The sequence below is a fragment of the Micromonospora sp. NPDC005291 genome (genome assembly GCF_040607415.1).
Classification (GTDB): domain Bacteria; phylum Actinomycetota; class Actinomycetes; order Mycobacteriales; family Micromonosporaceae; genus Micromonospora.
Window position 1 is genome coordinate 200,539 of record NZ_JBEXGR010000005.1, and the last position, 21,360, is coordinate 221,898.

The window sequence follows — 21,360 nt, forward strand, 5'->3', positions numbered from 1 at the left end:
GGTAGGCCGGCCGGATTTCGCGGCGAGTTGGCCGAGACTGATCAACGAGGGGGGACGTTAACAGCAGTGACCGACATGACAGGAACCCGTTGGCCGGGCGGCGGTGGGCGACCCCGCCGCCTCAGTCCCGGCGGAGCCAGACTGCGCCCAGTGGGGGGACCTGGAGGGCGGCGGAGGCGACCATGCCGTGCCACGGCACGTCCTGCGCCTGCACCGCGCCCATATTGCCCACCCCGGACCCGCCGTAGTGGTGCGCGTCGGTGTTGAGCACCTCGGTCCAGGTGCCACCGGCGGGCAGGCCGATCCGGTAGTCGTGCAGCGGAGACGCGGAGAAGTTCGCCACGCACACCAGCGTCGAGCCGTCGGGGGCGATCCGGACGAACGACACGGTGTTGTTGGCGACGTCGTCGCCGGCGATCCATCGGAACCCGGCCGGCTCGGTGTCCTGCGCCCAGAGCGCCGGAGTGTCCCGGTAGACCCGGTTGAGGTCAGCGACGAGTCGCTGCACGCCGGCGCGGGCCGGGTCGTGCAGCAGGTACCAGTCGAGGCCGCGCTCCTCGCTCCACTCCCGGTCGTCGGCCAGCTCGGAGCCCATGAAGAGCAGCTGCTTGCCCGGGTGTGCCCACATGTACGCCAGCAGCGCCCGTACGTTCGCCAGCCGCTGCCACGTGTCGCCGGGCATCTTGCCGGCCAGTGAGCCCTTGCCGTGCACGACCTCGTCGTGGCTGATCGGCAGCACGTAGTTCTCGCTCCAGGCGTACGCCAGGGAGAAGGTGAGCTGGTGGTGGTGGTGCTGGCGGTAGATCGGGTCCTTCGAGGTGTAGAGCAGGGTGTCGTGCATCCAGCCCATGTTCCACTTGAACCCGAAGCCCAGCCCGCCCTCGGCTGTGGGGCGGGTGACACCCGGCCAGGCGGTCGACTCCTCGGCGATCATCACGACCCCGGCGTGGTGCTTGTAGACGGTCGCGTTGACCTCCTGCAGGAACGCGAGGGCCTCCAGGTTCTCCCGGCCGCCGTACTGGTTGGGGGTCCACTCGCCGTGCTGGCGGGAGTAGTCCAGGTAGAGCATCGAGGCGACGGCGTCCACCCGCAGCCCGTCGACGTGGAACTGGTCGCACCAGTAGAGCGCGTTGGCGACCAGGAAGTTGCGTACCTCGCTGCGACCGAAGTCGAACACGTAGGTGCCCCAGTCGGGGTGCTCACCGCGCTGCGGGTCGGGGTGCTCGTAGAGCGGGGTGCCGTCGAAGCGCGCGAGGGCCCACTCGTCCTTGGGGAAGTGCGCGGGCACCCAGTCCAGGAGCACGCCGATGCCGGCGGCGTGCAGCTGGTCGACCAGGTGCCGGAACTCGTCCGGGTCGCCGAACCGCGAGGTCGGCGCGTAGTAGCCGGTCACCTGGTAGCCCCAGGAGCCGCCGAACGGGTGCTCCATGACCGGCAGGAACTCCACGTGGGTGAAGCCCAGCTCGGTGACGTACGCGGTGAGCTGCTCGGCCAGCTCGCGGTAGCTCAGGCCGGGCCGCCACGAGCCGAGGTGCACCTCGTAGACGCTCATCGGCTCCTGGTGCGGCTGCCGTTCGGCGCGGCGGGCCAGCCAGTCCGCGTCGGACCACCGGTAGGTCGAGTGGTGCACCACAGACGCGGTGGCCGGCGGCACCTCGGCGTACGCCGCCAGGGGGTCGGCCTTGTCCCGCCACTGCCCGTCGGCGCCGAGGATCCGGTACTTGTAGCGGGCCCCGACCCGCGCGTTGGGCACGAACAGCTCCCACACCCCGCTGGAGCCCAGCGACCGCATCGGCCAACCGTCGTCCGCCCCCCAGCCGGTGAAGTCGCCGATCACCCGGACGCCGCGGGCGTTGGGCGCCCAGACACTGAACGCGACGCCCTCGTCGAAGACCCGGGCGCCGAGCGCCTCCCACAGCCGCTCGTGCCGGCCCTCGCCGATCAGGTGCAGGTCCAGCTCGCCGAGGGTCGGCGGGTAGCGGTACGGGTCGTCGTGCGTGGTGCCATCGGCTTCCACCCGGTAGTCGAGGACCGGGCCCTCGACGGTGGTCTCGAACACACCGACGTCGTGTACCCGCTTCATCGGGTGCCGTTCGTCGCCGACGAGCAGCACCACGTCGTCGGCGCCCCGGCGCAGCGTGCGGATCGTCGTCGACCCGTCGGCGGCGGGATGCGCGCCGAGCAGCGCGTGCGGGTCGTGCGTCGCGCCGGTGATCAGCTGGTCCATCGGGCGTCCTTCGGTGCGGCGTCGGTCGGTGCGGAGGCGGACGAGCGGGAGGCGGACGAGCGGCGCGCGGCCGAGCGGGAGCCGGACGAGCGGGGCGCGGCCGGTGCCGGGGTCGTCGGCGCGGTGCCGCCGGAGAGGTCGTCCGGCACCTCGGTGACGGTGAGATCCGCCGGCTCGGTACCCGCGGGCACCGGCGGTGCGGACGGCGTCGGGCGGCGCACGGTCAGCACGTGCGCCGGTTGCAGGTACGGGTCGAGCCGCACCGCGTTGCGCTGACCCCAGTCGTAGCTGGTGCCGGTGAGTTCGTCGTGCACGGTGAACCGTTCGTGCCAGTCGAAGCCGAGCGCCGGCATGTCGAGGGTGGTGTTGCCCCACTGCACGATGCGCGGGTCGAACGAGCAGATCACGATGACGGTGTTGCCGGTCTCCGGGTCGTGCTTGGACCAGCAGAGCAGCGCCGGGTTGTCGATCTCGTGGAACCGCAGGTTGCGCAACTGGTGCAGGGCCGGGTTGTCACGGCGTACCCGGTTGAGGGTGGCGAGGAACGGTGCCAGCGAGCGGCCCTGCGCCTCGGCGCCGGCCCAGTCCCTCGGGCGCAGCTCGTACTTCTCGTTGTCCAGGTATTCCTCGGCGCCGGGGCGGGCCACGTGCTCGAACAGCTCGAAGCCCGCGTACAGGCCCCAGGAGGGGGAGAGCAGCGCGGCCAGCACCGCCCGGATCTTGAACATCGGCGGGCCGCCGTGCTGCAACGACTCGTGCAGGATGTCCGGCGTGTTCGGCCAGAAGTTCGGCCGCATGTAGTCGGCCGCCTCGATCAACTCCTCGCAGTACGCCCGCATCTCGGCGGCCGTCGTGCGCCAGGTGAAATAGGTGTACGACTGCGTGAAGCCGATCTTGCCGAGGCCGTGCATGATCGCCGGACGGGTGAACGCCTCGGCCAGGAACAGCACGTCCGGGTCGACGGCCTTCACCTCGGCGATCAGCCAGTGCCAGAAGTCGAACGGCTTGGTGTGCGGGTTGTCCACCCGGAAGATCCGGACGCCCTCGCCGACCCAGTGCAGGACCACCCGCAGCACCTCGGCCCGGATGCCGGCGGGGTCGTTGTCGAAGTTGACCGGGTAGATGTCCTGGTATTTCTTTGGCGGGTTCTCCGCGTACGCGATGCTGCCGTCGGCCCGGGTGGTGAACCACTCCGGGTGCTCGGTGACCCACGGGTGGTCCGGCGCGCACTGCAACGCCAGGTCCATCGCGACCTCCAGGCCCTGCGCCGCCGCCGCGTCGATGAAGGCCCGGAAGTCTGCCGGCGTACCCAGATCGGGGTGGATGGCGTCGTGGCCGCCCTCGGCGGCGCCGATCGCCCACGGCGAGCCCACGTCGGTCGGCCCGGCGGTGAGCGCGTTGTTGGGGCCCTTGCGGTTGACCCGGCCGATCGGGTGGATCGGCGGCAGGTAGAGCACGTCGAAGCCCATTGCGGCCACGCCGGGCAGCCGCTCGGTGGCGGTGGCGAAGGTGCCGGATCGGTCGCCTACCGCGCCCTCGGAACGGGGAAAGAACTCGTACCAGGCCGAGTAGAGCGCCCGCTTGCGGTCAACCCAGAGGGAGTACGTGTCACCGGCGGTGACCATTTCCCGCACCGGGTGCTCCCAGAGCAGGTCGGCCAGGGCCAGAGCCGGGTCAACCCGCTGCGGCAGCGGCAGGTCGGTGTCGACCAGCGCGGTGAGAGCTGCGGCGACCCGGGGCCGGTCGGTCGCCGGCACCAGCTCCCGGGCGGCGGCGAGCACCCGCGCACCCTCGGCCAGGTCGTTGGCCAGGTCGGCCGGCCCCTGCCCGGCGGCGATCTTCTTGGTCACCGCGTTCTGCCAGGTCAGATACGGGTCCTGGAACGCCTCGATGTGGAAGGTCCAGGAGCCGACGGCGTCCGGTCGAATGGTGGCGTGCCACCGGTCCTGGCCGGGCTCGCCGGGGCGCATCCGGGTGAACGGCCGCCGCGCGCCGTCCGGGCCGGCCCACACCACGGTGCAGCCCAGTGCGTCGTGCCCCTCCCGGTAGGCGCGCGCCGACACCGGAATTGGCTCGTCGACCACCGCCTTGGCCGGGTATCGCCCGCACGAGACGACGGGGGAGACGTCTTCGATCGGGAACCGTCCAGTCACCCCGCCAACCTACTGCGCGAGATCCGTTCGCGCCCGGCCAAGCAGGTCGTGCGTCATCGACGACGCCTGGCAGGGCGTATCGGGTATCATTATAGATACGTGACAGGGGGTCGGGTATGCGGTTGAATAGCAAGGGCCAGGTCACCATCCCGGCAGCGCTGCGGGCCCAGTACAACCTGCACGAGGGCGACGAGGTGGACGTGGTGGAGGAGGGCGGTGCCCTCCGCATCGTCCGGATCCACGGCGCCGACACCCGGGGGCAGCGCCTCGTGCGCCACATGCGCGGCCGGGGCAGCGCCAAGGACACCGAGCACATGTCCACCGAGGAGTTGATGGAGATGCTGCGTGGCGAGTGACCGGCTCCGCGTGCTGCCGCCGCGCCCGTCAGATGCGGTGACGACCCTGGTTGACACCAACGTGCTGCTGGACATCCTGACCGATGACCCCAAGTGGGCGGAGTGGTCCGGAGCCGCCCTCGCCGAAGCGCGAGACGCCGGCAATCTGGTGATCAATCCCATCGTGTACGCCGAGGTGTCGGTCCGTTTCGACCGAATCGAAGAGCTGGACGAAGCATTGCCGGCGGGGGACTTCCTTCGCGAGGAGCTTCCTTACCTGGCGGGCTTCCTCGCCGGCAAGGCATACGCGCGGTACCGCAGGCTGGGCGGCGTGAAGCGATCGCCCGTCGCTGACTTCTACATCGGCGCACACGCGGCGGTCTGCCGGTACAACCTCTTGACCCGTGATGGGGCGCGATACCGCACGTACTTCCCGAGCCTGACGCTGATCACGCCAAGCGACTGACTGTCGCTCAGTGCGCGTCCCGGGCCCGGCCGTAGGTCCGGCCTTTCGGCCTCTCGGCCGTCCCGCCGACAAGATCCACACAATGTCGGCGACGTTGCTGTTTCAATGCCTGTTGATACAGCACTTTCGCCGACGTCGTGTGGATCTTCGCGGTGGGGCTGGCGTGAGCGGACTCAGGCCGGCGGGTGCGGTGCCACGAACGAGCCCTTGCGCCAACGCATCGATCACTACCAGAGATTAGAACAGGTGTACGACAAGCTCCGTTCGTGATCTCCAGTAGTCTCGCGTCCATGATCAAACGGGTGAGAGTTGCGGTGGTGGGCGTCGGAAACAACACGTCAGCGTTGGTGCAGGGAATTGCGTTGTACCGCCACAGCGGCAGTCTGGTGGGTATCCGCCGGCCGATCATCGACGGGCTCGGGGTGGGTGACATCGACTTCGTCGCGGCGTTCGCCACCTCGGAGGAGAAGATCGGTAGGGACCTGACCGAGGCGATCTTCCTGCCGCCCAACAACTTCCCTCAGCTCGATGGTGAGCTTCCCAGGGTGAATGTCCCCGTGACCAAGGGCCTTGTCGACGCGACCGAGGTGGATCGGGTGGCAGCGGCGCTGGCCGGGGCGGAGGTGCTGCTCTACTCGGCCCCGAGTGGCCGGCCGGAGACCGCGCGGGCGTACGCCGAAGCCGCCCACAGAGCTGGTGTCGCCTTCATCAACACCACCTCCGACCCGATCGCCCGCGATCCGCTCTGGATGAACAGATTCGAGGCGGCTGGCCTGCCGCTGGTCGGCGATGACCTGGCCAGCCAGTTCGGCACCTCGGTGCTGCACAAAGCGCTGCTGCGGCTACTTGAGGAGCGGGGTCTCACTCTGGTCAGCTCCTACCAGGTCAATCTGGGCGGCACCGAAGACTTCCGTAACCTGGTCGAGAACCCCGATACCAAGAAGCAGTCCAAGCTCAACGCGTTGTCGGCGACCGACAAGGTGCAGGTGGCTCCGCTCGGGTACCTGTCGCATCTCCAATCGCAGAAGGTGGCACACCTCAACCTTGAGGCGCAGGGTTGGGGCGAGACGGCGGTGAGCCTTGACGTGAAACTGAAGGTCCATGACCCGAGTGGTGCTGCCGGGGTCAACATCGATCTCATTCGCATCGCCGCCAGCGCGCTACGAAACGGGCATGGTGGTCATCCCGCCGAGGCGACGTTGTTGCTCAAATCCCCGCCCGGGACGGCGATCTGAACGGATCGGCCCGCCGCCCCAACCAATTGGTCTGCCGGGTTGTCGGATGCCTCGTCAGCGGCCGATCTTGTCCAGCTCGGCAAGGTCCTCGTCGGAGAGCGAGAGTCCCGCGCCGGCGATGTTCGCGCGCAGGTGCGCCGTGGACGAGGTGCCGGGGATGAGCAGGATGTTCGGCGAGCGCCGCAGCAGCCAGGCCAGGGCGACCGACATCGGCGTGGTGGCCAACCTGGCGGCCACGGCCGACAGGGCCGCGGACTGTAGCGGGCTGAAGCCGCCGAGCGGGAAGTAGGGCACATAGGCGACGCCCTGTTCGGCGAGCGTGTCGATCAGCTCGTCGTCCTGGCGGTACGCGAGGTTGTACATGTTCTGCACGCACACGATCGGGGCGATGGCCTGCGCCTCGGCGACCTGATCCGCCGTCGCGGTGCTGACTCCGAGGTGCCGGATCAGGCCCTGCTGCTGGAGTTCGACGAGCGTCTCGAACGGCTCAGCGAGCGAACCGGGTTGGGGTCCCTCGGCGTTGCCGAGCCGGAGGTTGACCAGATCGAGCACCTCAAGGCCGAGGTTCTCAAGGTTCTCGTAGACGGCCCGGCGCAGGTCTTCCGGCTCTCGGGCCGGGGGCCAGCCGCCCTGCGGGTCGCGGGTCGCACCGACCTTGGTCACGATGTGCAGCGATTCGGGGTACGGGTGCAGCGCTTCGCGGATCAGCTGGTTGGTGACGTGTGGCCCGTAGGCGTCGCTGGTGTCGATGTGGGTGATGCCGCCCTCGACGACGTCGGTGAGGACGGCGAGCGCGCCGTCGTGGTCCGCAGGCGGCCCCATGACCCAGGGGCCGGCGAGTTGCATGGCGCCGTAGCCGAAGCGGGTGACGCTCAGGTCGCCCAGCATCCAGGTGCCGCCGGGAAGGGAAGTGGGGGACATGTGCAGACCTCTGATCCTCGTGTTGGGCTCGTGCTGGTGCCGAACCGTTGCGTGCTTCACGATAGGGAGGTAGCTTCCTCTCGGGAAGTAGGCACCTTGAGGTGCGTAACGCACCAGCGGTAGGAGGGAGGGTGATGGCAACGATGACGGCGGCCCAGAAGAGGGCACAGACCAAGGCCGAATACGACGCTTTCCTGGCGGGATGCCCGAGCCGCAAGCTGCTCGACCGGGTCTCCGACAAGTGGGTCACATTGGTCCTGGCCGCTCTGGGCAGCGACGGCTCGCATCAGTTCGGCGCCGACTGCGCCGGTGAGCCCCGGTCGATGCGCTACTCGGAGCTGTCCCGCCTGCTGGCCGGCGTCAGCCAGAAGATGCTCACTCAGACGCTGCGCTCCTTGGAGCGTGACGGTCTGATCACCCGAACTGCGACGCCGACCGTGCCCGTCACTGTCTCCTACGAGCTGACCGACCTCGGGCTCTCACTGCACCAGATGATGCGCGGCATCAAGGCTTGGGCCGAGATGCACATGGACGATGTGCTCGCCAACCGCGCGACGTATGACGACCGCGCCGCCTGAACCGCAGAGCGGCGGCGTCACACCAGGCTGATCAGCCTGCCGCGCCGGCCGAGCGGTAGACGTCGAGGGTCTGCCGGGCGATGGCATCCCAGGAGAAGTGTTCCACCGCCCGCTGCCGGCCAGCCAGGCCGAACCGCGCGGTGCGCTCCCGGTCGGCGAGCAGCGTGTTGACCGCCGCCGCCAGGTCGGCGACGAACTTCTCCGGCGCCAGCGGTCGGCCGGACCCGTCGGTGGCCTGCTCGATGGGGACCAGCAGGCCCGTCTCATTGTCGGCCACGACCTCCGGGATGCCGCCTGTCGCAGTCGCCACCACCGCCGTCTCGCAGGCCATCGCCTCCAGGTTGACGATGCCCATCGGCTCGTACACCGAGGGGCAGGCGAAGACGGTGGCGTGGGTGAGCACCTGGATCACCTCGGGCTTCGGCAGCATCTCGGCCACCCAGACCACCCCGGAGCGGTTGGCCCGCAGGTCGGCCACCAGCTCCTCCACCTCGGCGGCGATCTCCGCGGTGTCCGGTGCGCCGGCGAGCAGCACGAGCTGGGTGTCCGCCGGCAGCTCCCGGGCGGCCCGCAGCAGATACGGCAGCCCCTTCTGCCGGGTGATCCTTCCCACGTAGACCACGCTGGGTCGGGACGGGTCGATGCCGAGCCGGTCGAGCACGTCGGTGCCCTGGTCCGGTGCGTACTGGATGGTGTCGATGCCGTTGTAGACCACCCGGACCCGGGCCGGGTCGATCTGCGGGTAGGCGGTGAGCACGTCGTTGCGCATCCCCCCGCTGACCGCGATCACCGCGTCGGCGGCCTCCATCGCGGTGCGCTCGATCCAGGAGGAGAGCGTGTAGCCGCCACCGAGCTGCTCGGCCTTCCACGGCCGCAGCGGCTCCAGGCTGTGCGCGGTCACCACGTGCGGCACCCCGTGCAGCAGCTTCGCGGTGTGGCCGGCGAGGTTCGCGTACCAGGTATGGCTGTGCACCACGTCGGTGCCGGCCGTGCCGGCGGCCATCTCCAGATCCACGCCCATCGTGCGCAGCGCGGCGTTCGCACCGGTCAGGCCGGGCGGTTCGGCGTACGCGGTGACGCCCGGCTCGGTGCGCGGCAGACCGAAGCAGTGCACCCGCACGTCGGTGAGGCGGCGCAACTCCCGCGCCAGGTACTCGACGTGCACCCCGGCCCCGCCGTAGACCTCCGGCGGGTACTCACGGGTGAGCAGATCGACGCGCAGGGATCCAGCGGCCGGGGAGGAGTCGGTCATGTGCGCACCCTAGTGCAGAAGAGTCCTCGTACGAGTGGTGAAGTGCGACGCGGGTGGATAGCGTCGGGGCATGGCTGCCAAGGTGCTCGCGATCGTCCTGGCGGGTGGTGAGGGCAAGCGCCTGATGCCACTCACCACGGACCGGGCCAAGCCGGCCGTCCCGTTCGGCGGGATGTACCGCATGGTCGACTTCGTCCTCTCCAACCTGGCCAACGCCGGCTATCTCAAGATCGTCGTGCTGACCCAGTACAAGTCCCACTCCCTCGACCGGCACATCACCAAGACCTGGCGGATGTCCACGCTGCTCGGCAACTACGTCACGCCGGTGCCCGCCCAGCAACGTCGTGGCCCCTGGTGGTTCGCCGGCTCGGCCGACGCCATCTACCAGAGCTTCAACCTGATCAACGACGAGCAGCCCGACTACGTCATCGTCTTCGGCGCCGACCACATCTACCGGATGGACCCGCGGCAGATGGTGGAGGACCACATCGCCTCCGGCGCCGCGGTCACCGTCGCCGGCATCCGCCAGCCGCTGTCGACGGCCGACCAGTTCGGCGTCATCGAGGTCGGCGAGGACGGCCGGCGGATCCGGGCGTTCCGCGAGAAGCCCACCGACGCCGTCGGTCTGCCCGACGCACCGGACGAGATCTACGCCTCGATGGGCAATTACGTCTTCACCACCCGGGCGCTCTGCGAAGCGGTCGAGCGCGACGCGGAAGACAAGACCAGCAAGCACGACATGGGCGGCAGCATCATCCCGATGCTCGTCGAACGGGGCGAGGCCAACGTCTACGACTTCCGCGACAACGAGGTGCCGGGCAGTACCGACCGGGACCGGGGCTACTGGCGCGACGTCGGGACGCTCGACTCGTTCTACGACGCGCACATGGATCTGATCAACGTGCACCCCGTGTTCAACATGTACAACTTCGACTGGCCGATCTACACCGAGCAGCCGCCGTGGCCGCCGGCGAAGTTCGTACACCAGTGGGGTGAGCGGGTTGGCCGCGCGGTCGGCTCGATGGTCTCCCCGGGTGTGGTGATCTCCGGCTCGCTGGTGGAGAACTCGATCGTCTCGCCGAAGGTGCGGGTGCACTCCTGGGCGCACGTCGAGGGCTCGGTGCTGATGGAGGGTGTGGATATCGGCCGGCACGCGGTGATCCGGCGGGCCATCCTGGACAAGAACGTGTTCGTCCCGGAGGGCGCCGAGATCGGCGTCGACCTGGAAAAGGACCGGCAGCGCTACACCGTCTCCGACAATGGCATCGTGGTTATCGGCAAGGGCCAGAAGGTCGAGCTGTGACCACCCGTACTTCCTCCAGGAGGATCCCGCAGTGACCCACCCCCGTGCCGGCCAGCCCGCCGAGCCCGCCGACCTGGTCGACGTGCCGCGCCTGGTGACCGCCTACTACGCCGAGCATCCGGATCCCGCGGACCCGGCGCAGCAGGTCTCCTTCGGCACCTCCGGCCACCGGGGCTCCAGCCTGCGCAACGCGTTCAACTCCGACCACATCCTCGCGGTCACCCAGGCGCTCTGCGACTACCGGCGTGAGCAGGGGCTGGACGGTCCGCTCTTCCTCGCCCGGGACACCCACGCGCTCTCCGCGCCGGCCGCGGTGGATGCCCTGGAGGTCCTCGCCGCCAACGGGGTCACCGTGCTGGTGGACAGCCGCGACGGCTACACCCCGACCCCGGCGCTGTCGCACGCGATCCTCACCCACAACCGGGGGCGTACCAGCGGGCTCGCCGACGGCATCGTCATCACGCCGTCGCACAACCCGCCCGACGACGGCGGCTTCAAGTACAACCCCACCAACGGTGGGCCGGCCGACACCGACGTGACCCGGTGGATCCAGGACCGGGCCAACGCCATCCTCGCCGCCGGGCTCAAGGAGGTCCGGCGGGTCACCTACGCGCGGGCCCGGGCCGCCGACACCACCGGGGAGTACGACTTCCTCGCCGCCTACGTCGACGACCTGCCGGCGGCGATCGACATCGACGCGATCCGCGACGCCGGGGTGCGGATCGGTGCGGATCCGCTGGGCGGGGCGAGCGTGGCGTACTGGGGTGAGATCGCCGAGCGACACCGGCTGGACCTGACCGTGATCAACCCGACGGTCGACCCGACCTGGCGGTTCATGACCCTGGACGGCGACGGCAAGATCCGGATGGACTGCTCCTCGCCGAACGCGATGGCGTCGCTGATCGCCGCCCGCGCCGACTTCCAGATCTCCACCGGCAACGATGCCGATGCCGACCGGCACGGCATCGTCACCCCGGACGGCGGTCTGATGAACCCCAACCACTACCTGGCGGTGGCGATCGATCACCTGTTCCGCACCCGCACCGCCTGGGGTCCGGCCGCCGCGGTGGGCAAGACGCTGGTCTCCTCGTCGATGATCGACCGGGTCGCCGCCGACCTCGGCCGGCCGCTGCTGGAGGTGCCGGTCGGCTTCAAGTGGTTCGTTCCGGGTCTGCTGGACGGGGCGGTCGGCTTCGGCGGCGAGGAGAGCGCCGGCGCGTCGTTCCTGCGCCGCGACGGCTCCACCTGGACCACCGACAAGGACGGCCTGCTGCTCTGCCTGCTCGCCGCCGAGATCCTGGCCACCACCGGGCGGAGCCCGAGCGAGCACTGGGCGGAGCTGGCCGAGCGGTTCGGCGCACCCGCGTACGCCCGGATCGACGCCCCGGCCACCCGGGAGCAGAAGGCCGTGCTCGGCAAACTCTCCCCGGAGCAGGTCACCGCCACCGAGTTGGCCGGTGAGCCGATCACCGCGACGCTGACCACCGCGCCCGGCAACGGCGCGCCGATCGGCGGTCTCAAGGTCAGCACCGAGTCCGGCTGGTTCGCCGCGCGCCCCTCCGGCACCGAGGACGTCTACAAGATCTACGCCGAGTCCTTCCAGGGCCCCGACCACCTCAAGCGCATCCAACAGGAAGCCAAGACCCTGGTGGACGAAGCCCTGGCCCAAGCCTGACCCCACCCCACCCCACCCCACCCCCCACCCCCCAGCCGCGGTGATCAAGAGGTTTGCGTCACGACACGCCGGGCGGGCTGACGCAAACCTCTTGATCACCAGAAGCGCGGGGTGGGTTGGGGTTGGGGGTGGGTGGGGTTAGCAGCGTGGGGGGAATTCTTGGTTGGCGGCGTTCTGGAGCTCTTTCGGGAGGAGTTCGCGGAGCTGATCAGGTAGGAAGGGCAGGTCGAGCAGGCTCATCTTCAACTGGTTGCGTTCCTGGTAGCGCAGCCGATCGAAGCGGACCACCAGGCCGGCGTTGCGGCGGTAGCTGATGTCCACGGTTCCCTCGGTCGCCGCGTCGCGGAACACCAGCCCGTCCATCTCCACCACGACCGCCGACGACTGAGGATTCAACTCCAGCCGGATCTTCTCGTCCGGGGACAGCACCACCGAGCGGGAGATGCCGGACATCGGCGCCGACGGGGTGATGACCACCGCGTCCGCCGCCGGGGAGATCAGCGGGCCGCCGGCGGCGTAGCTGTACGCGGTCGAGCCGATCGGTGTGCTGACGACCACCGCGTCGGCGCGGTAGTAGCCGTACTTCTGGCCGTCGACCGCGAGGGTGGCGGTGACGAAACCCGAGCCGGGCTGGCGGACCAGCGCGATGTCGTTGAACGCCACGATGTCGTCGCCGCACACGTCGCAGGCCAGGCAGGCGTGCGACTCGAGGGTGAAGTCCTTCGACAGCAACCGGCTCAGCGCCTCGGGCAGCGCCGGGGGCTCGACCTCGACGAGGAAGCCGAGCCGGCCCAGATGCACGCCGAGCACCGGCTTCGGGTCACGGATGGCGGAGCGCAGCGCGCCCAGCATGGTGCCGTCACCGCCGATGCTGATCAACGCGTCGGCGCGAGCGGCCACCTCGTCCCCCGGTACGGGCTCGACACTGGCCGGTACGCGGTGCTTGTCCTCCGCGCGCACCACCAACGACTTGTGGTGGCGCGTCGCCCACCGTTCGATGATCCCGACCACCTCGGTGACATCCCGGGTGGGGTGCAGTACCAGACCCAGCCCCGACACCAGTACAGCTCACCACATCGGCGTCGGACGCGTCCGGCGTACCGCTGAAGGTGCGCCGACGGCCCGTGGACCGTCGGCGCACCTCGCTGCCGTCAGCGGCGGGGCCGGCCGGTCAGGTGGGTCAGTGAGCGGGCGACCAGATCGTTGCGGGCCGCCGGGGTCAGGCCTTCCAGGCCGAAGCCCAGGTAGACGGTGTCCGGGGTGACCACCACCGAGCCCTCCTCGAACGCCTGCTGGCTGCGCGACCAGTCGTTGGCGTTGCCGCCGGAACCGGCCGGCGGCCCGGCCACCGTCCAGCCGCCCAGATCAGCCGACTCGAACGACGTCTCCGCGACAGCGGACCCGTCGACGAGCACCCGGGCGTCGTCCAGGAAGACGCCGAGACCCTGAGTGCCCCAGTCCGAGGCGTACGAGATCGACACCTCGACCTGCTTGCCGGCGTACGCGGACAGGTCGACCACGAACTCCTTCCAGCCGCCGGAGGAGCCGGTGGCCGCGTTCCAGCTGCCCGTGCTGCCGGTGGGGGAGCAGTCCGCGCCCTGGTAGTGCCCGAGGAACGGGTGCAACTGCTCCACCCAACCCTCGGCGCAGCTGTCCCCGGTGGCCGTGCCGGTCTTGCCGTTGGCGTCCGGCAGGGTCGTCCAGGTGTCGCTACCCACCTCGTGCGCCTCGACGAAGAGGAAATCCCAGTTCTCCTCGATGTCGTACGAGGTGAAGAAGCGCAGCTCACCGCTCGTCGCCCCGGTCAGGTCCACGGTGCGGGAGAGCCGCTTGTACGACTCGTCCGTCTGGCCGCTGTACAGGTACCACTCGCCGGTGCGCGGGTCGAACGGAGCACCTCCCGGCCTGGTCCAGCCCACCGGTGCGGAGCTGGCGAACTGGGGGAACTCGTCCGGCGGTAGGAAGCTCGACGTGGTCAGGAACGAGGCGGTGTGCGCCTGGTTCTGCGCCGACCCGGGCGCGTTGAGCTGCCCGGTGAAACCGGTGAACGCCGCGCCGCTCCCGGCGACCGGGTACGGCTCCCCCTCGGGCGAGGTGCCGCCGTCGGTGACGTAGGTGTGGGCCCCCAGCCAGTACTGCTGGAAGTCGTTCAACAGCGGCAGGCAGGTGGGGTCCTCGCCGTCGGTGCACTCCGGCGGCGCGTCCGGGTGGTACACGTACGACCCGTTGGAGCCCTGGGCGTACAACGCGTACTGGCCGCTGACGAGCAGCTTGCCGCCCTCGTTGAGGTAGTCCCGGACGGCCAGTTCGGTCTCCAGGGCGGCCTTGGCCGCAGTGCCGGGCACCTGACCGGGGGAGCGCAGGATCACGTCGTCGCCCGTCTCCCAGACCACCGCCTTGTAGTGGGACAGCACGCCCAGCGGGTGTGGCGCGGTGCGGCCCATCGCATCGAAGTCGTACACGTCGCTGCTGGGCCCTGCGGCGGTCAGGGACGCGGCGACCTCGTCGGCGTACTTCGCGGTGGTGCCCGTCTGTGTCGGGCTGAGCCCGGTGACGTCCTCCATCGCGAGGATCAGCACGTCTCCGCCGACGTCGGTGTGTACCCGGTAGGTGAAGTGCTCGCTGGCCACCACCCCCGTCCGCTGCTTGACCCCGGTGAACCAGACCTCCACCCGGTCACCCGGCTTCGTTCCGGCTACCGTGCCGCGCAGCTCGGCGTAGTAGTCGTCGTGCGTGTCGCCGTACCGCTCGCCACCGCGCCACTCGCGGACCGGCGCGGTCTTCGGTCGCCCGCCGTTGACGACGTAGTGCATCCGTACGTTCTTGAGCGTCCGGCGGGTGATCGAAGCGACCTGCTGGGTGCGCCCGTACGAGGTGTCGAACGAGTCCACCACAAAATCCGGGGTGCTGCGCCCGACGACCGACACCGGGTCGTCCGGGTCCGCCGCGGAGCGCGCCACGGCCAGCGCGAACGGCAGGTTCTTGCCGACCTCACCGGCGATCAGCTTCTCGTCGTCGGGGAAGATGAAACCGCTGACGCAGTCCTCCGGGCGCCACTCGTCGTCCGGGTCGACCTCTGAGGCGGATTCACACGTCGACATCTCAGGCGTGAAGCCCAGCGTGCCGTACTTGACGGTGGCGTGGCTGTCGGTGTCACCGTTGGTGGTGTACAGCTCGGCGGAGATGTCGGGGTCGTAGCCGGGCACCGCCGGGTGCGCGTCGTCGCCGGCCATCGTCTCGTAGATCACGTCGTCGGGGGTGGGCGTGCTCACCTGCCAGCCGACGCCGTAGAGCAGCAGCTGGGCCGCCGAGTGGTAGTTGACGAAGAACTCGAAGCCGACCCGGCGGAACAGCTTGTCCAGTGCCGTGGTCTCCGGCTCCGAGTTGGGCCCGGGGCCTCGGTACGTCTCGCTGTTGGGCTCCGGCGATGAGCCCTCGTTGTCGTAGCCCCACTTGTAGCCGAAGTTGCGGTTGAGGTCGACGCCGTCACCGGAGCCGATCTGCCCGTCGCCGTTGTTGTCGCGCAGGTTCTTGCGCCACAGCCGGTTGCCGGGGGTGAAGGTGAAGTCGTAGCCGTCCGGGTTGGCGACCGGCAGGAACCACAGCTCGGTCGTGTCCAGGAGGCGGGTGATCTCCCGGTCGGTGCCGTAGCTGTCCAGCACGTGGTGCATCAGCCGGCGGGTCATCTCCGGCGTGATCCACTCTCGTGCGTGCTGGGCGCCGGCGTAGAGCACCGCCGGTCGCCGGCCGTCCGCGACGGTTCGCGCGTTCTTCGTGACCTTCACGGCCACGATTGGCTGACCCTGCTGGCTACGGCCGATCGTCTCCACCTTGGTCAGCTTGGGGTAACGGGCTGCGGTGGCGTTCAGCTCGTCCCGCAGGCCGCCCGGCTCACCGTAGGGGCGAAACGCCGTCCAGCCGGCTGCGGCCTGCTCCCGCAGCGCCTGCGACGCGTCCTTGCCGCGCACCTTCTTCACCGACAGCGGGACGCCCTTGTCGGTCAGCCGCTTGGCCTGCTGGCGGCTGAGCACCGTCTCGACCTCTGTGCGGCCGGCCGAATCCGTCTTCGCGTCGTGGCCGAGGTCGACCCCCGCCGCGCGCAGCTGATCCCGCTGCTTCGCGTCGACGGTGCCGACGTACACCTCCAGGCCGTCGCGGGCGCCCGGGTCGGATGGTGGCCGCGCGCTCGCCGGTGGGGTCAACGCCAGTGCGCCGAGCAGGGTGACCACGCCGGCGATAGCCAGTCGTCTCGGTCTCATCGCGCCTCCTTGGGTGAAGGACCTGTAGGCGCGAGCCTCGGTGGCGGCGTGATTGATGTCAATAGGTCGATGGGAGTGGGGCTGCCGACCGTGTCGGCGTCAACGCCTGGCGTAATGGTTCCGGATCCCGGCGATCCCCGGCCGCCAGCAGGGCATCGTCAGCGTCGGGTCGGAGTCAGCGTGCCAGCGGTATGCCCGTGCGACGTCCGGGCAGCGGACCGGGCAGGATGCCGCAGAGCCGGGCGAGCTGATCGGTGACCTTGTCAGGTTCGTCGAACGGGTCCAGTCCAGCGACCTCAAAGGGGTCCAGGACCGGGACGGTCACGTGTGAGATCAGCGGGTGCAGCGGCCGATGGTCGGTCTCCCCCTGGCCGAACAGGTCCTCGTGCAGCTTCTCCCCGGGCCGCAGCCCGGTGTAGATGATCGAGACCGGGCTGGCCGCCTGCTCCACCATCCGACGGGCGAGATCGTCGATCCGCACCGGCTCGCCCATGTCGAGGACCAGAGCCTCCCCGGCGCGTCCGATGGCGGCCGCCTGGAGGACCAGGTGCACCGCCTCCTGCACCGTCATCAGGTACCGCGTCACGTTCGGGTCGGTGACGGTCAGGGGCTGTCTCGCCTCGATCTGCCGCTGGAAGGCGGTCACCACCGACCCCCGGCTGCTCAGGACGTTGCCGAACCGGACGCTCAGAAAGGTGCCGGGGTAGGTCGCTGCGGCGTGCGCGGTCAGCATCTCCGTGATGCGCTTCGAATAGCCGAGCACGCTGATCGGGTCGGCGGCCTTGTCGGTGGAGATGTTGATGAAGCGAGCGACATCCCGGCAGGCGTCCAGGACGCTGAGAGTCCCCCAGACGTTGGTCTTGACCGCCTCTCCCGGATGACGTTCCAGCAAGGTCAGGTGCTTCAGTGCCGCAGCGTGGAAGACGATCTCGGGACGACGCTCCCGCATGATGCGCCGGATACCCTCGTCGTCCCGCAGGTCGGCGAGGATGAGTTCGGGGCCGTCCAACAGCGCGCGCCCGGTGAGCGACATCTGGAGGCTGTGCAGGGCCGACTCGTCCCGATCCAGCATCATCAGCTCACCGGGGTTGGCGCGCATGATCTGCCGGCACAGCTCCGAGCCGATCGAGCCCCCAGCGCCGGTGACCAGGACGCGTCGGCCGGTGAGCCCGTTGTCGTCCAGGGTCAGATCCCCGACCACCTGGCGTCGGCCGAGCAGGTCACTGATCTGTACGTCCCGTACATCGCTGACCGTGATCCGATGGTCCACCAACTCCCGGACCGGTGGAAGGACCTTGAATGTCGCGCCGGTGCGGAGGGTGGCCTCCCGCACCTCACGGATCAGCGTGGCGTCGGCGTTTGCCACGGCAAAGATCACGGTGGTCGCCCCGGTACGGCGGATCGCGTCAATGAGGTGGCGTCGGCTGCCCAGCACAGGGACGCCGGCGATGCGGAGGTCGTGTTTGCCGGGGTCGTCGTCGAGCGCGCCGACGGGCAGGTAGCGGCCCTTCGGGTCGCTGAGCATCGCGCGTACCAGGCCCTGCCCGGCCTCGCCGAAGCCGAAGAGCAACACCGGTGTCGCCGAACGGGCATCCGGACGCATGGCGCGGTCCCGCCGGTGCCGGTGCAGGAGACGGAAGCTGAGCATCAGCAGCAGTGCCAGAGCACCACCGATCACGGGGCTGCTGGCAGGTACCGGGCGCTCGCCGAGCGCAAGGAGGGCAATGAGGACCACCGCTGCCGTGGTGGCGGTGGTACCGGCGAGCCCACGGACCTCCTCCACGCTACCCAGAGGCTGGCGACCGGAATGAATCCGGCGAAACGCGCTGACGCCGACATGCAGCACGGCGGCTGCCCCACCGAGAAACACCGCGTTGGCCGCCTGCCCGATGGTGAGAGCGAGCTCGTACCTCGCCCAGCCAGCGACAGTGAATCCCCCGACCCAGGCGAGGGCGTCGGCGGCAAGGAAGATGGCGGTCCGACGGCGACTCACCCTGGCCCGGCCGGTGGCTGTCGACGTCGTTGGCTGAACCCGCTGCATTTCCTGCGGCATGTACGACTCCCTGTCCTGTCCGTGGCCGACGATGACCCAGGGCAGGTCAGGGGCCACGCACGTCCCCTAACTGCTTAGCGGAATATGGCCTCCCAAGTCCGGTTTTCACATTTTCATGACCGGTTGTCTGATTCAGTGTCGAGACGTTCGACGGGGTGCCGTTACCGGCGAGGCTCCTCGCGACGTGGCGGCGCCTGGTCGGCACGGTCCTACGCCGAACGCTCGCGTACACCGGGGCGTTTCGCCCGGTCGGTTGATTCGTTGGGCCAGGAGCGACCAACCACGTCCAAAGGGGGCACGCGCGATGACCTGGCCCGGGGCTCCTCTCGACCCCGGCGGGACGATCGGTGGGATCGAGGCGCGGAGGGAACGGCCAACCGGGAACAGGGCGGCAGGTGCCCACCGGGAGTTTGCCGGTCGGTTGCTGCGCCACTACCCGGTGACTGTCGTCGTGCTCGCTCCGTACGCATTGTTGATCCTGCCGATGGCGCTCTTCTACCAGAATCCGCAGACCGGCTTCATCGTGTCCCTGGTAGGACTCGCGTTGCTGGGCAGCGTCGCCGTGGAGACGATCAGCCGACTGTTCGGGCGCCCCGACCCGCGATGGCGAGAGGGCATCCGGCGGGCCCACGCCCGGTATACCTGGCTCTACCCGGTCGCCAGACTGGTCACGCTGATCAGCATCGCGGCGAACGTGCTCGGGGCCCACCTCGGTCGGGGAACCATCGTCAACCAGGTCTCCGGCGAGTTGTCCGACGGGCCGGTCGCGCTGGTGAGCACGCTCTTCTCGGGCTGGCAGGTCCTGGGGTTCGCGTTGTTGGTCGCCAGCTACCTCAGCGGTCGGCTGTCTCTGGCGAAGCTGTACGGCTGGCTGGCCGTCCTCGTCGGCGCGGAGGCCTATGTCGCCATGCTGACCGCCCTCACGGCGCCACTGGTCGGGCTGGTGTTCTTCGTGGCTGCCACCGGGGCGCTCTGCGGCGTCTTCCGGTTGCGCCACCTGGTGCTCTGCGCGGTGGTGCTCTTCCTCCTGTGGCCGGCCCTGTTCGCGCAGCGCAACAGCATTCGGGAGGATCGCGGGGTCGCGGTGGACACCCAGGTCACCGCCACGGACCGACTGCGCCTGGACAGGCAGCTCAGCGTCGTGTCGGGCTTCCAGGTCCCGGTCGACCTGGGCCAGCCTGGGGTCACCGACTACCTCCGGTACGGGCTGGTTCCCCGGGTGCTCGATCCGGACCGGCCGGCGCTGTCCACCGGGCAACGGATCAACCAGTACATCGGTGGCGGCCCGACGTCGGCCTACACCTTCCTGCTGTTGGGCAACATCTGGTTCTTCGACGGCCCGATCGGCGTGATCGCCGTGCACGCCTTCTGGGCCGCGGTGGCGGGGGTGCTGCTGCGGTGGCGGGGCGCGCCCGGCCCGTTCCGGCTGAGCCTCTTCTGCCTCGTGCTCTCCGACCCGCTGCTCTGGTCCAACACCTACCCAGATTCGACCATCAGCTTTCTGCAGCACGCGGTCTCGGCAATACCAGTCTTCGTCCTGCTGTGGTTGAGCCGCAGCGCCCCGGACCGGTCCGGCGGGCGCCCGGACATTGTCCGGATGTCCCCGATCGCGGGAACCGCCCGGTGACCGTACGTGCCCGCCATCGCGCGGCCGGCCCGACCGGCGCCCGGGACGGCCCACGGACCGGCCGTCGTGCCCTGCTCGCACTGCTCGTCGGAGGGCTCTCGAGCGGCGGCAACCTGCTGCTGGCGATCACCGTCACCAGGCTGGAGTCGGTCGGCGGGCTGGGCCAGTTCGCCCTGGCCTTCTCGTTCTACATCCTCGGTTCCGGGCTGGTGCGGAGCACGGTGACCGACACCGTGCTGGCCACGGGGACCGGGGTTGTCGCGTCGGCCGCCCGGCGGGCGATCCTGCTCGGCGTTGTCAGTGGTGCGCTGATCAGCGCGGCCGGTGCGGCGTCCGGCTCGCCCTATCTGGTGGTCGTGGGCCTCGCCCTGCCCGGGTTGGTCCTCTACGACTACGCCAAGGCGATCGCCGTGGGCATTGGCGCTCCCTCGGGGGCGATGGCCCAGGAGATCACCTGGGCCGCGCTCACGGCGTGTGCCGCGCTGGCCGGCCTGCTCGGGCTGATCGATGCGCCTCACGTCTTCGCCTTGTGGGCGGTCGGCGGCGGTCTGGTCGGTCTGGTCGTCGCGGCTCGGCACCGGTACGCGCTGCTGCCCGGCTGGCGCGTGGGGCGGGCCGAGACCCGCGTCGCGGCGGGATTCGGCGCGCAGTTCCTGTTGACCACCGGATCGGCGCAGCTCGCGCTGACCGCGGTGGCACTGGTCGCGGGCACCGCGGTGGTCGGGGCGTTGAGCGCCGGGCGCACCCTGCTGGGTCCGGTGAACCTGGTGCTGTCGACCGCCGCCACGCTGATCCTGCCGCAGTTGGCCCGCACCCGTGCCGACTCGGGCGCGGCGCGGACGAGGACGGCTGTCCGGCTCGCGCTGCTCGTGGCCGCCGCGGTCCTGCCGCTGACCATCGCGGTCGCCCTGCTGCCGGACGCGGTCGGCACGGCACTGCTGGGCGCCAACTGGACCGTCGGTCGGAGCCTGCTGGTGCTGCTCGCGCTGGAGAGCCTCCTCGCCGTGCCGGCCGCGATCGGCTTCGCCGGGCTGCGGGTCGAGCAGGCGAGCCGGCGGGCGATCGTGCTCGGCATCCTGCTCGGCGGGCTACGCGTCCCCGCGGTCGTCGCCGGGGCAGTCCTGTTCGGCGCACCCGGCGCGGCCGGCGCGCTGGTCGTGCTGGCCCTGGTCAGCGCGGTCGCCTGGGGCGGCAGCTACCTCTTGCTGCTGCGGGACCGCGCGGTGGACCGCACGCTCGCGGCCCAACCGGCCTGACCCCGACCCGCGCCCGACCG

15 protein-coding genes are annotated in these 21,360 nt (G+C 69.9%); 8 read left to right on the top strand and 7 right to left on the bottom strand.

Features of this window, described 5'->3' with window-relative positions:
- Positions 1 to 121: 121 nt before the first annotated feature.
- Positions 122 to 2,227 (bottom strand): 1,4-alpha-glucan branching protein GlgB, encoded by a 2,106-nt coding sequence (gene glgB / locus ABZT18_RS09580; RefSeq protein WP_354993921.1) that lies wholly within the window; start codon positions 2,225 to 2,227, stop codon positions 122 to 124.
- Positions 2,215 to 4,380, bottom strand: coding sequence for a maltotransferase domain-containing protein (locus ABZT18_RS09585; RefSeq protein WP_354993920.1), 2,166 nt, complete (start codon positions 4,378 to 4,380; stop codon positions 2,215 to 2,217). The genes glgB and ABZT18_RS09585 overlap by 13 nt, the downstream gene beginning before the upstream one ends.
- Positions 4,381 to 4,496: 116 nt before the next feature.
- Here ABZT18_RS09585 and ABZT18_RS09590 point away from each other — a divergent pair, with 116 nt between their 5' ends.
- The 3 genes from ABZT18_RS09590 to ABZT18_RS09600 all read left to right on the top strand — a co-directional run bounded on the left by ABZT18_RS09590 (position 4,497) and on the right by ABZT18_RS09600 (position 6,416).
- Positions 4,497 to 4,736: an AbrB/MazE/SpoVT family DNA-binding domain-containing protein gene (locus ABZT18_RS09590; RefSeq protein WP_354993919.1), complete on the top strand. Its 240-nt coding sequence runs from the start codon at positions 4,497 to 4,499 to the stop codon at positions 4,734 to 4,736.
- The gene (locus ABZT18_RS09595) at positions 4,726 to 5,181 is read left to right on the top strand and encodes a type II toxin-antitoxin system VapC family toxin (protein WP_354993918.1); all 456 of its coding nucleotides are present in this window, start codon (positions 4,726 to 4,728) and stop codon (positions 5,179 to 5,181) included. Before ABZT18_RS09590 ends, ABZT18_RS09595 begins: the two co-directional genes overlap by 11 nt.
- 290 nt (positions 5,182 to 5,471) lie before the next feature.
- Positions 5,472 to 6,416 (top strand): inositol-3-phosphate synthase, encoded by a 945-nt coding sequence (locus ABZT18_RS09600; protein ID WP_354993917.1) that lies wholly within the window; start codon positions 5,472 to 5,474, stop codon positions 6,414 to 6,416.
- A 54-nt stretch (positions 6,417 to 6,470) separates the two neighbouring features.
- Here ABZT18_RS09600 and ABZT18_RS09605 read toward each other — a convergent pair whose 3' ends face one another.
- On the bottom strand, positions 6,471 to 7,337 hold the full coding sequence (locus ABZT18_RS09605; protein ID WP_354993916.1) for an aldo/keto reductase family oxidoreductase: 867 nt from the start codon (positions 7,335 to 7,337) through the stop codon (positions 6,471 to 6,473).
- A gap of 134 nt (positions 7,338 to 7,471) precedes the next feature.
- Between ABZT18_RS09605 and ABZT18_RS09610 the strand changes: the two genes are divergently transcribed.
- Complete coding sequence (locus ABZT18_RS09610) at positions 7,472 to 7,915, top strand: helix-turn-helix domain-containing protein (RefSeq protein WP_354993915.1); 444 nt, start codon at positions 7,472 to 7,474, stop codon at positions 7,913 to 7,915.
- Positions 7,916 to 7,946: 31 nt separating this feature from the next.
- On the opposite strand, the gene glgA is transcribed toward ABZT18_RS09610, so the two are convergent.
- Entirely contained in the window at positions 7,947 to 9,167 is a 1,221-nt protein-coding gene (glgA, locus tag ABZT18_RS09615; protein WP_354993914.1) for a glycogen synthase, read from the bottom strand.
- A 70-nt stretch (positions 9,168 to 9,237) separates the two neighbouring features.
- Between glgA and glgC the strand changes: the two genes are divergently transcribed.
- Both glgC and pgm read left to right on the top strand, forming a co-directional pair.
- Positions 9,238 to 10,470, top strand: coding sequence for a glucose-1-phosphate adenylyltransferase (gene glgC, locus ABZT18_RS09620; RefSeq protein ID WP_355250909.1), 1,233 nt, complete (start codon positions 9,238 to 9,240; stop codon positions 10,468 to 10,470).
- Between the two features lie 31 nt (positions 10,471 to 10,501).
- On the top strand, positions 10,502 to 12,145 hold the full coding sequence (gene pgm / locus ABZT18_RS09625) for a phosphoglucomutase (alpha-D-glucose-1,6-bisphosphate-dependent) (RefSeq protein WP_354993912.1): 1,644 nt from the start codon (positions 10,502 to 10,504) through the stop codon (positions 12,143 to 12,145).
- A 138-nt stretch (positions 12,146 to 12,283) separates the two neighbouring features.
- On the opposite strand, the gene ABZT18_RS09630 is transcribed toward pgm, so the two are convergent.
- The 3 genes from ABZT18_RS09630 to ABZT18_RS09640 all read right to left on the bottom strand — a co-directional run bounded on the left by ABZT18_RS09630 (position 12,284) and on the right by ABZT18_RS09640 (position 18,457).
- A complete protein-coding gene (locus tag ABZT18_RS09630) occupies positions 12,284 to 13,204 on the bottom strand; it encodes an NAD(+)/NADH kinase (RefSeq protein ID WP_354993911.1) in 921 nt (306 codons plus the stop codon).
- A 92-nt stretch (positions 13,205 to 13,296) separates the two neighbouring features.
- The gene (locus tag ABZT18_RS09635; RefSeq protein WP_355250912.1) at positions 13,297 to 16,404 is read right to left on the bottom strand and encodes a M14 family zinc carboxypeptidase; all 3,108 of its coding nucleotides are present in this window, start codon (positions 16,402 to 16,404) and stop codon (positions 13,297 to 13,299) included.
- A gap of 175 nt (positions 16,405 to 16,579) precedes the next feature.
- On the bottom strand, positions 16,580 to 18,457 hold the full coding sequence (locus ABZT18_RS09640) for a polysaccharide biosynthesis protein (protein ID WP_354993909.1): 1,878 nt from the start codon (positions 18,455 to 18,457) through the stop codon (positions 16,580 to 16,582).
- Positions 18,458 to 18,761: 304 nt separating this feature from the next.
- Between ABZT18_RS09640 and ABZT18_RS09645 the strand changes: the two genes are divergently transcribed.
- The gene (locus tag ABZT18_RS09645) at positions 18,762 to 20,084 is read left to right on the top strand and encodes a hypothetical protein (RefSeq protein ID WP_354993908.1); all 1,323 of its coding nucleotides are present in this window, start codon (positions 18,762 to 18,764) and stop codon (positions 20,082 to 20,084) included.
- Positions 20,081 to 21,340 carry a hypothetical protein gene (locus tag ABZT18_RS09650; RefSeq protein ID WP_355250915.1) on the top strand — a complete coding sequence of 420 codons (1,260 nt, stop codon included), beginning with the start codon at positions 20,081 to 20,083 and terminating at the stop codon, positions 21,338 to 21,340. Before ABZT18_RS09645 ends, ABZT18_RS09650 begins: the two co-directional genes overlap by 4 nt.
- Positions 21,341 to 21,360: the final 20 nt, after the last annotated feature.